The 1476-nt window shown below is 39.3% G+C and carries 1 protein-coding gene; it reads left to right on the forward strand.

What is annotated here, in order from left to right; translation table 11 throughout:
• Positions 1-1414 (forward strand): glutamate--tRNA ligase (gltX, locus tag WGMM_RS05055; RefSeq protein WP_038250957.1); only part of this gene is annotated, 1414 nt, incomplete at its 5' end.
• Positions 1415-1476 lie beyond the last annotated feature (62 nt).

Genomic DNA, 1476 nt, shown 5'->3' on the forward strand with positions numbered 1-1476 from the left:
GAGATTCGCTCCATCACCAACAGGATTTTTGCACATTGGAGGAGCTCGTACTGCTTTATTCAATTGGCTCTATGCAAAGCATCATGGTGGCAGGTTTTTGCTAAGAATTGAGGACACCGACAGAAAACGTTCAACGAAAGAAGCAATTGATGCAATTATAGAAGGGCTAAGATGGCTCGGTGTGAGCTATGATGGGGAAATAGTATATCAGTCAAAAAGAATAGAGCGGCATAAAGAAGTAGCAAACCTTTTAGTTGAGAAGGGTAGGGCGTATCACTGTTATTGCCCTGAGGATGAAGTTGCAGAAAAGAAAATAAAAGCAAGAGAAGAGGGCAAGATATACAAGCATAAATGTACTACAAAACCTCCTTCTTGTCATCCAAGTAGCCGACACTGGGATCCAGAAGAAAATATGTGGTCACGCGCTGGAATGACATCCGGTGTGAGGTCAGTTATCCGTTTCAAAGTGCCAGACTCACAAGAGATCGTCATTGATGATAAAATATACGGCCAAATCAAAGTAAATAGCAACCAGCTTGATGATATAGTGATCTTACGCTCTGACAACACTCCAACATATATTTTTTCCGTAGTAGTTGACGATCATGATGCTGGAATAACTGATATAATACGTGGCTCTGACCATCTCACTAATACCTTTAAACATCTGCTAATATACCAGGCTCTTGATTTTGACATTCCACGCTTTGCACATGTGCCGCTTATCCATGGGGAAGATGGGAATAAGCTATCCAAAAGGCATGGTGCCACAAGCGTTTGCGATTATGAAAAGATGGGAATATTGCCAAAAGCGATGCGTAATTACTTGCTGAGACTTGGCTGGAGTCACGGCAACGATGAGATTATTAGCGATGAGCAAGCAATAGAGTGGTTTAATTTAGAAAGTATTGGTCGTTCACCTGCACGGCTCGATTTCAAAAAACTGGAGCATTTGAATAACCACTATATTAGTAATATGAGCAATGAAGATATTCTGACTCTAATGCTTAGAGAAAATACTCTAACTGACAAAAAAAAGGGCTATTTACTGCAGGGACTGACAGAGCTAAAAAAAAGAGCAAACTACCTGACCGAATTATTGGATTTAGCAAAATTTTATATTCAAGATCCGCCACTTGATTTAAGTGAAGAGGCTGAGCAAATTGTCAAATCTAACCTCGATATAATCAAGTTACTCGCGTCATTTCTGTCAAAGATCGGTGATGAAAATTGGAATAAGTGTTTTTTATCTTCTCAGATCAAGGAATGTGCAAAATTGCACGATATGAAAATAAGCGATGTATACCACTCATTACGCGCCCCTATAACTGGAGTAATGGATGCACCTGGAATCATTGATATCATGGTGATTCTTGGTAAAGATGAGTGTATAAGAAGGTTACAAGCAATTTAAATGAAATAAGAAAATTTCTTGACAAGCTTTGCCAGCCCCTTTATCATGAAACTGAAGCTATT

This window comes from Wolbachia endosymbiont of Glossina morsitans morsitans (genome assembly GCF_000689175.1).
GTDB lineage: Bacteria > Pseudomonadota > Alphaproteobacteria > Rickettsiales > Anaplasmataceae > Wolbachia > Wolbachia pipientis.